We start from the raw sequence: 8,818 nt of genomic DNA, 5'->3' as shown, positions 1-8,818 counted from the left end.
AGTTTAATGATGAAAACACCTAATTTTATACATGAAAAAACCAGCCAGGTAAGCCTGACTGGTTAATATATTTTTATTCTAAAATCTGTCAACCTATTTTAGGACGACTCAACTATAATTAAAATTATACGTGTAACGATCTGTTATCTGTAGCGGCCAAAGCAGCTTCTTTAACAGCTTCCGCAAATGTTGGATGCGCATGGGACATTCTTGAAATATCTTCAGCCGAAGCTTTAAATTCCATTGCCGTTACCGCTTCTGCGATTAAATCGGCACAACGGGCACCAATCATGTGAACTCCTAAAACTTCATCTGTTTTTGCATCGGCCAGGATTTTCACGAATCCGTCAGTATCAGCACTTGCACGGGCACGTCCTAAAGCTTTGAACGGGAAACTTCCCGACTTGTAGGCAACACCAGCTTCTTTTAATTGTTCTTCTGTTTTTCCAACAGCAGCAACTTCCGGCCAGGTATAAACAACACCCGGAATTAAGTTATAATCGATATGCGGTTTTTGTCCGGCAAGATATTCTGCTACGATCACACCTTCTTCTTCCGCTTTGTGTGCTAACATTGCACCGCGAACCACATCTCCGATTGCATAAATATTTGAAGCAGTCGTTTGTAAATGGTCGTTTACTTCAACCTGTCCTCTTTCGGTAATTTTCACGCCGGCTTTATCTGCGTTCAATCCGTCTGTATACGGACGACGGCCTACAGAAACCAAAGAATAATCTCCTTCTAAAGTAATGATCTCTCCTTTAGCATTTTCAGCTTTAACCACAACAGCATCACCATTGCGCTCTACCGATTGTACTTTGTGTGAGGTATAGAATTTCATTCCCTGTTTTTTCAACACTTTCGTCAGTTCTTTTGACAAAGCACCGTCCATACCCGGAATGATTCTGTCCATAAATTCCACTACCGAAACCTGAGCTCCCAAACGAAGGTAAACCTGACCTAATTCCAGTCCGATTACACCACCACCAATAATTACCAGGTGTTTTGGTACTTCTTTTAATTCCAAAGCTTCCGTAGAAGTAATGATTCTTTCTTTGTCAATTTTGATAAAAGGCAAAGAAGACGGTTTGGAACCGGTAGCAATAATTGTATTTTTAGCTTCTATTTTTTCTACAGTACCGTCTTTTTTAGTAATCACAACAGTCGTTGCATTTTCAAACGATCCTACTCCTTCAAAAACAGTAATTTTATTTTTATCCATTAAATATTTAACACCGCCGGAAGTCTGGTCAACAACTGCCTGTTTACGGGCAATCATTTTCTCTAAATTTACTTTTACTTCACCGGCAACTTCAATTCCGTGATCGGCAAAATGAGAAAGCTCTTCATAATGATGTGAAGAGGCCAGCAATGCTTTAGATGGAATACATCCCACATTTAAACAAGTACCTCCTAAAACAGAATATTTTTCAATAATGGCAGTTTTCATTCCTAATTGTGCGCAACGAATTGCTGCAACATAGCCCCCAGGACCTGAACCAATAACAACTACGTCAAATGAACTCATAGTATTTATTTTATGTTGTGTTTTTAAAAATTTCATTACAAAATTAAGGAATTTTGTTTACACGAAATTGGTTTATCTGCAAAATAAAAGCGCTTTTAACGTTCCTTTATATACTGTCCGGATTAATTGCGGTATTCGTAAAAACAGGGCCTAAAAAAACCCCGGAAATCCGGGGTTTTCAAATATCTTTTTAAAACGATATTACATTACGTCCAGACAGGTATATACCTGCGGGCAGGCAATATATCTTCTGCAATAAGCCGGTCCGGTTACCGAACCGCTGCACGAACAACCGCATAATGACAAGTCCGGGTTAATAACTCCGACTGCACCGGTAATTGTTCTTTGATTTTCTTTTGACAATACCTGTACTCCGGCAATGTTTAGTAGGTTTGTTTTCATAGTAGTAGGATTTATTTACGTTAAAATGATTACTTATATCTTATACCTCTCCGCAAGTATATACCTGAGGACATCCAATATAACGATCGCAATAACTTGGTCCGGTTACAGCACCACTGCATGAACATCCGCATTTTGATAAATCCGGCTCACCGCTTATCTGCCCTTTGATCATTCTTTGATTCTCTTTTGTTAATACTTGTACACCTGCGATGTTTAAAAGGTTTGTTTTCATAAGTTGTTTGGTTAAAAGGTTTTATATTTAAAATTTAGTACAATTTAGTCGGCTGGCTGAGGACAGGTATAAACATCCGGGCAGGCAAAATAACCGTAGCAATAGTCTGGTCCGGTTACAGCACCTGTACAGGAACAGCCGCATAATGAATAATTTGGCTTACCACTGATTTGTCCTTTAATCATGCGCTGATTTTCTTTAGACAAAACCTGTACACCTTCGATGTTTAATAAATTTGTTTTCATAAGTTGTTTTTTGTTTGATTAATTTAACGCCAAAGTAGTACATTATTCACAACTAAACAACTAAAAAAAAATAAATAATTTCATTTTATACCGAAAAAATAGTCGTATTCTTAACCTGACCTATCATAAATGTACTATGTGTACTTCCTATATGCTGCAAAGTAGTCAATTTTGTAACCATAAATTCCCGGTACTCTTCCATGTCCTTGACACAGATTTTCAGGATATAATCGTAATCACCGCTCACGTGGAAACATTCCAGTACTTCATGTAACTGTACCACTTCTTTTTCAAACTGGTTGATAAACTCTTTGGTGTGCTGCGTGAGCTTCAGGTGGCAGAACACCACAAACCCTTTCTGGATCTTATTCCGGTTCAGCAACGCCACATAATTCGAGATGATCCCTTCTTTCTCTATCTTTTTAATGCGCTCATAAACGGCGGTTACCGACAGGTTCAGTTTTAAAGAAAGCTCTTTATTGGTCTGTTTACAGTCGGTTTGTAATAATTTCAACAGTTTTTTATCAATATCATCAAAATTCATAGTATTATTTTTTGAAATTAAAATATTTTGGCAAAAATGCTATAATTAACATTTAAACAGAAATATAAACTACCAATATACAATTTAATAGTTTTATTTTCCAAGTTTCAAACACATTATTGACTTTTTTTCGCTAATATATTTAATTTGACCTTTTTATTACAGATACCCAAACAACAAACTATAAAGTATGAAAAATTTCAATCCCGCTGATAAAATACAGGATTTACAATATTTTGGAGAGTTTGGAGGCGTAAACCCTTCCATTTCTGACTCCTCTACCTATACATTCCTTTCTGCGAAGACAATGTTTGACACCTTTGAAGGAAATGCAGAAGGATGCTATTTGTATTCACGCCACTCTTCTCCAAGTAATTTATACTTAGGAGAAGCGCTGGCAGCAATGGAAGGAACGGAAACCGCAAACGTGGCCGCTTCCGGAATGGGTGCCATTACTCCTACTTTGCTACAGCTGTGTAAAGCGGGTGACCATATTGTTTCCAGCAGAACCATCTATGGTGGTACGTATGCTTTCATGAAAAACTTTTTACCGCGTGTTGCTATTGAAACGGCTTTTGTGGACATTACCAAGTTAGACGTAGTGGAAGCAGCTATCCAGCCGAATACAAAAGTATTGTACTGCGAAACGGTAAGCAATCCTTTACTGGAAGTAGCTGATATTGCCAGCCTGGCAAAACTGGCCAAAAAACACAACCTGACGTTAGTGGTAGACAATACCTTTTCACCATTATCCGTTGCTCCTGCAAAAATGGGTGCGGACATCGTGATTCACAGTTTAACCAAATACATTAACGGAAGCAGTGATACTGTTGGCGGTGTGGTTTGTGCCTCTGCAGACTTTATCAACTCTTTAAAAAGTGTAAACGACGGAGCCAGTATGCTTTTAGGTCCAACGATGGACAGTTTGCGTTCGGCCAGCGTACTTAAAAACCTGAGAACCTTACACATCCGTATGAAACAACACAGTCACAATGCACAATACCTGGCTGAGAAATTTGAACAGGACGGCATTAAAACGGTTTATCCGGGATTAAAAAGCCATCCAAGCCACGAATTATACAAAGGTATGATCAATCCGGAATACGGTTTTGGCGGTATGATGACTATTGACGTGGGCAGCCTGGACAAAGCCAACGAATTAATGGAATTAATGCAAAACAGAAACTTAGGATACCTTGCGGTAAGTTTAGGTTTCTACAAAACATTGTTCAGCGCACCGGGTACTTCCACTTCTTCTGAAATTCCTTTGGATGAACAGGCCGAAATGGGATTAACCGACGGTTTGATCCGTTTCTCAATCGGTTTGGATAACGATATTGAGAGAACCTATCAGATGATGAAAGATTGTATGATAGAACTTTCGATTTTAAATTAAGTTTTTAGTTTTTTTAGTTTAAATCCGTTTAAGAATTCTTAAACGGATTTTTGTTTGTAACAAATTCCAAACTATTGCAACTAATCTGCTTATACCGGTATTTTGTAGGTTCATTAACACTATCTTGGTATAACTTTAAATAAATTAGCCGTTTTAAAATTCTATTATTAAATGAAAAAAATCACTTTTTTGTTTCTTCTTGCCGGGTCGATGACCTTTGCACAAAGAAATCTGACTATTGAAGAAGCGACAACAGGTCTTCGTACCTACGCTCCCAAGTCGATGCTTGCTACACAATGGAGAAAAGATGTAAAAGCCATTACGTACTTAGACAATTCTTACCAGAATTTAGTAACCCGTAGTGATGCGAACCAATGGAAAGAAACCACGCTTTTAACCAAAGATGATATTCAGAATGCTTTAAAAGCAAAATTCCCTCAGGACGATTTTGCTTTGAGAATGTTTCCTTTTGCTTACAGCTGGAAAGATCAGAACACACTTGCTTTTGAAGTGGGCGGTAAAAAAGCGAATTATATAGTAGAATTTGATGCTGCACAAAAAACAATCAAAAATATTCTATCCATTCCGCTTGATGCAGCGAATCAATTGCCAACCGAAACCAAAAACCGTGTGGCATGGTTAGAAAAAAACAATATTAAAATTACGGATGCCAGCGGAAAAACCATTGCTGTAACGAACGATGAAAATGCCGGAATTGTTAACGGAAGTGATTATACACACCGTCAGGAATTTGGAATTCACCAGGGAATGTGGTGGAATAAAGCCGGCGACAAGCTTTTATATTACCGAAAAGACGAAACAATGGTAACCAACTATCCTTTAGTTGATTTTGGTGCCAGAGTTGCAGCAGTAAAAGATATCAGATACCCTATGGCGGGTATGAAAAGCGAAGAAGTTACTTTGGTGATTTTCGATGTCGCTTCAAATAATAAAGTTACGCTGAAAACCGGTGAACCGAAAGAACAGTTCTTAACCTGTGTTACCTGGGATCCAACCGGTAAATTTGTTTACGTAGGTCTTTTAAACCGCGAGCAGAATCATTTGAAACTAAACAAATATGACGCTGTTTCCGGAGCTTTTGTAAAAACATTGTTTGAAGAAAAGTCGGCAACCTATGTGGAGCCGCAACACGATTTAACATTCCTTCCGAATAACAACAGCCAGTTTTTATACCAAACGGAGAATGAAGGATACAACCACCTGTATTTGTACAATACCGATGGAAAACTGATCAAAAAATTAGGTTATAAAGATATCGTGGTAAAAGATCTTTTGGATTTTGATGCTAAAGGAACAAAAATCAGCTATATCGGAACCGCTAACAACGGATTGGACAGACAATTGTATGAAGTAGACCTGAAATCCGGAGCGACAACACAGTTAACAACCGTTTCCGGTACGCACACTGCCAGCTTAAGTTCTGACGGAACTTTTGTATACGATCAGTACAGCAATACCACTACACCAAATGAAGTGGCGATCATCAACGTTAAATCAAAAAAGGCAACTTCTTTATTGAGCGCTGAAAATCCGTATACCGGAAAAATCAACATGCCTAAAATGGAGTTGGTAACAATTACTTCTGCCGATGGAAAAACTCCGCTTAACGGACGTTTAATTTATCCGGCAAATTTTGATGCTGCTAAAAAATACCCGGTAATGGTTTATGTATATGGCGGTTCGCATGCCCAATTGGTTAACAACCGCTGGTTAGGCGGCGCGAACCTGTTTGACTATTATATGGCACAACAGGGATATGTAGTGTTTACTTTGGACAACAGAGGAAGTGATTCCCGCGGAAAAAACTTCTGTGATGTAAACCACCGTAAATTAGGTCAAAACGAAATGGCTGACCAGATGAAAGGGGTTGAATTCCTAAAATCAAAATCGTTTGTTAATGCCGATAAAATCGGGGTATCCGGATGGAGCTTCGGTGGTTTTATGACCATTTCCCTGATGTTAAACCAAAACGATACGTTTAAAGTGGGTGTTGCCGGCGGACCGGTAACCGACTGGAAATATTATGAAGTAATGTACGGAGAGCGTTATATGGACACACCACAGGAAAATCCTGAAGGATATGAAAAAACAAGCGTTATCAATAAAGCGAACCAGTTAAAAGGTGATTTATTAGTGATTCACGGTGCTCAGGATCCGGTTGTAGTACAACAGCAAAGTATGGAATTCATTGAAGCGTGTATTAAAGCAGGAAAACAGGTAGATTACTTCCTTTACCCTACACACGAACACAATGTTTCCGGAAGAGACCGAATTCATTTAAATGAAAAAATAGCACGCTATTTTGATTTACACTTAAAGAACTAAATGTTTATCCATAAAAAAAGCCTTCTCAATGAGAAGGCTTTTTTTATGGATACTGTTACACCAATTTTCCTGCGTGAACCGCCAGGTCAATTAATTTACAGGAATACCCGTATTCGTTATCATACCAGGATACGATTTTATAGAAGGTGGAATTCAGTTCAATTCCGGCTTTGGCATCAATGATGCTGGCTCTGGTATCGGAAACAAAGTCCTGGGAAACCACATCGTCTTCGGTAAATCCGATAATTCCTTTCATTTCATTTTCGGAGGCCTTTTTCAGTACTGCCATGATTTCATCATAGGATGTTTCTTTTTTCAGCTTTACCGTTAAATCCACTACAGAAACATCGGCCACCGGTACACGCATTGCCATTCCGGTTAGTTTTCCTTTTAGTTCCGGAATTACTTTGGTAACTGCTTTTGCGGCTCCGGTAGAAGCCGGAATAATGTTAACCAAAGCCGATCTTCCGCCTCTGAAATCTTTTTTGGAAGGTCCGTCAACCGTTAACTGTGTCGCAGTTGTGGCATGTATCGTGGTCATTAAACCTTCCACGATTTCAAAATTGTCATGCAGCACTTTCGCTAAAGGCGCCAGACAGTTTGTGGTACAGGATGCATTGGAAACAATAGTATCGGCAGCTGTCATTTTATCGTGGTTTACCCCCATGATAAACATTGGCGCATCGGCAGACGGAGCCGAGATCACTACTTTTTTAGCACCGCCTTTAATATGGGCATCCGCTTTTTCCAGAGTGGTGAAAATTCCGGTACAATCGGCCACAACATCTACCGCCACTTCATCCCATTTTAAAAGGGAAGGATCTTTTTCGGCAGTCACACGGATGTATTTGTCGTTTACATACAACTGACCGTCCTTTACTTCCACTTTCCCGTCAAAACGACCGTGAACCGAATCATATTTTAATAAATAAGCCAGGTGATCAACCGCTAATAAATCGTTGATCGCTACCACTTCTACATTATCTCTTTTTATAGTTTCTCTAAAAACAATTCTTCCGATTCTTCCGAATCCGTTAATTCCTAATTTTACTTTCATCATTTTCTTTTCTTAATAATTACTAAATTGAAACAATCTCAGAAACGCGCAACAGTTCCCTGTCTATTTCCGAATGTCCCTTTACTGCTTGTTCTAATGGGGTCAAAGCTACTTTATCATTCAGTAATCCGACCATATAATTCGATTTTCCTTCCAGTAAGGACTCAACGGCTTTAACGCCTAAACGGCTGGCTAAAACCCTGTCAAAACAAGAGGGAGAGCCACCGCGCTGCATGTGTCCTAAAACGGAAACACGCACGTCATATTCCGGCAGGTTTTCTTCGACATAGTTGCCCAGTTCAAAAACGTTTTTACCAATTTTATCCCCTTCTGCTACGACAACAATACTGGATGATTTTCCGGATTCTTTACTTTTTCGAAGCGATTGCAGCAGTCTTTCCAAACCCAGGTTTTCTTCCGGAATGAGTATTTCTTCGGCACCGGCACCAATTCCCGCATTCAGCGCGATATGTCCGGCATCCCTGCCCATTACTTCCACAAAAAACAAACGGTTGTGGGAACTGGCCGTATCCCTGATTTTATCGATAGCTTCGACAACAGTGTTTAACGAGGTATCAAATCCAAGGGTATGACTGGTTCCGAAAATATCATTGTCAATCGTTCCGGGAATCCCCATGATCGGAAAGTTGAATTCCTTGTTAAAAACCAGACCACCGGTAAAACTACCGTCACCGCCAATGATAACCAGGGCATCGATACCGGCATTTTTAAGGTGTTCGTAGGCTTTTTTACGGCCTTCGGCTGTCATAAAATCTTTTGACCGTGCCGACTTTAATATCGTTCCGCCTTTATTGACAATATTGTTTACCGTTCGGGGTCCCATTTCTTTAAAATCTCCTTCGATCATTCCCTGGAATCCGCGGTATATTCCCGCACATTCAATATTATGATACGCGCAGGTCCTGACCACAGAACGAATAGCAGCGTTCATTCCCGGCGCATCACCACCCGAAGTAAGCACTCCGATCTTCTTAATCGTTTCTAATACCATAAACTCTTTATTTGTAAATTTAATAAATAAACACGAGATACCTTACAGAATAT

Annotated in this window: 9 protein-coding genes; 2 read left to right on the top strand and 7 right to left on the bottom strand. The window is 39.4% G+C overall.

Annotated elements, in window-relative coordinates:
- Positions 1–124 precede the first annotated feature (124 nt).
- From lpdA to BGO42_RS17720, 5 genes are all read right to left on the bottom strand, one after another.
- Complete coding sequence (gene lpdA / locus BGO42_RS17740; RefSeq protein ID WP_273247079.1) at positions 125–1,528, bottom strand: dihydrolipoyl dehydrogenase; 1,404 nt, start codon at positions 1,526–1,528, stop codon at positions 125–127.
- Positions 1,529–1,729: 201 nt separating this feature from the next.
- Complete coding sequence (locus BGO42_RS17735; protein ID WP_177734344.1) at positions 1,730–1,930, bottom strand: hypothetical protein; 201 nt, start codon at positions 1,928–1,930, stop codon at positions 1,730–1,732.
- Between the two features lie 40 nt (positions 1,931–1,970).
- A complete protein-coding gene (locus BGO42_RS17730; protein WP_177734343.1) occupies positions 1,971–2,165 on the bottom strand; it encodes a hypothetical protein in 195 nt (64 codons plus the stop codon).
- A 44-nt stretch (positions 2,166–2,209) separates the two neighbouring features.
- Entirely contained in the window at positions 2,210–2,410 is a 201-nt protein-coding gene (locus BGO42_RS17725; protein WP_177734342.1) for a hypothetical protein, read from the bottom strand.
- 85 nt (positions 2,411–2,495) lie between these two features.
- Positions 2,496–2,954, bottom strand: coding sequence for an Lrp/AsnC family transcriptional regulator (locus tag BGO42_RS17720; protein WP_177734341.1), 459 nt, complete (start codon positions 2,952–2,954; stop codon positions 2,496–2,498).
- A gap of 190 nt (positions 2,955–3,144) precedes the next feature.
- Here BGO42_RS17720 and BGO42_RS17715 point away from each other — a divergent pair, with 190 nt between their 5' ends.
- Both BGO42_RS17715 and BGO42_RS17710 read left to right on the top strand, forming a co-directional pair.
- Positions 3,145–4,350, top strand: a complete 1,206-nt coding sequence (locus BGO42_RS17715) for an aminotransferase class I/II-fold pyridoxal phosphate-dependent enzyme (RefSeq protein WP_177734340.1) — start codon at positions 3,145–3,147, stop codon at positions 4,348–4,350.
- Between the two features lie 171 nt (positions 4,351–4,521).
- On the top strand, positions 4,522–6,696 hold the full coding sequence (locus tag BGO42_RS17710; protein WP_273247078.1) for a S9 family peptidase: 2,175 nt from the start codon (positions 4,522–4,524) through the stop codon (positions 6,694–6,696).
- A 55-nt stretch (positions 6,697–6,751) separates the two neighbouring features.
- On the opposite strand, the gene gap is transcribed toward BGO42_RS17710, so the two are convergent.
- Complete coding sequence (gap, locus tag BGO42_RS17705; RefSeq protein WP_177734338.1) at positions 6,752–7,756, bottom strand: type I glyceraldehyde-3-phosphate dehydrogenase; 1,005 nt, start codon at positions 7,754–7,756, stop codon at positions 6,752–6,754.
- A gap of 19 nt (positions 7,757–7,775) precedes the next feature.
- The gene (gene pfkA, locus BGO42_RS17700) at positions 7,776–8,765 is read right to left on the bottom strand and encodes a 6-phosphofructokinase (RefSeq protein ID WP_177734337.1); all 990 of its coding nucleotides are present in this window, start codon (positions 8,763–8,765) and stop codon (positions 7,776–7,778) included.
- Positions 8,766–8,818: the final 53 nt, after the last annotated feature.

The sequence above is a fragment of the Flavobacterium sp. 40-81 genome, from assembly GCF_001898245.1.
Classification (GTDB): Bacteria; Bacteroidota; Bacteroidia; order Flavobacteriales; family Flavobacteriaceae; genus Flavobacterium; species Flavobacterium inviolabile.
This window is presented reverse-complemented; position numbering and strand designations above follow the sequence as displayed.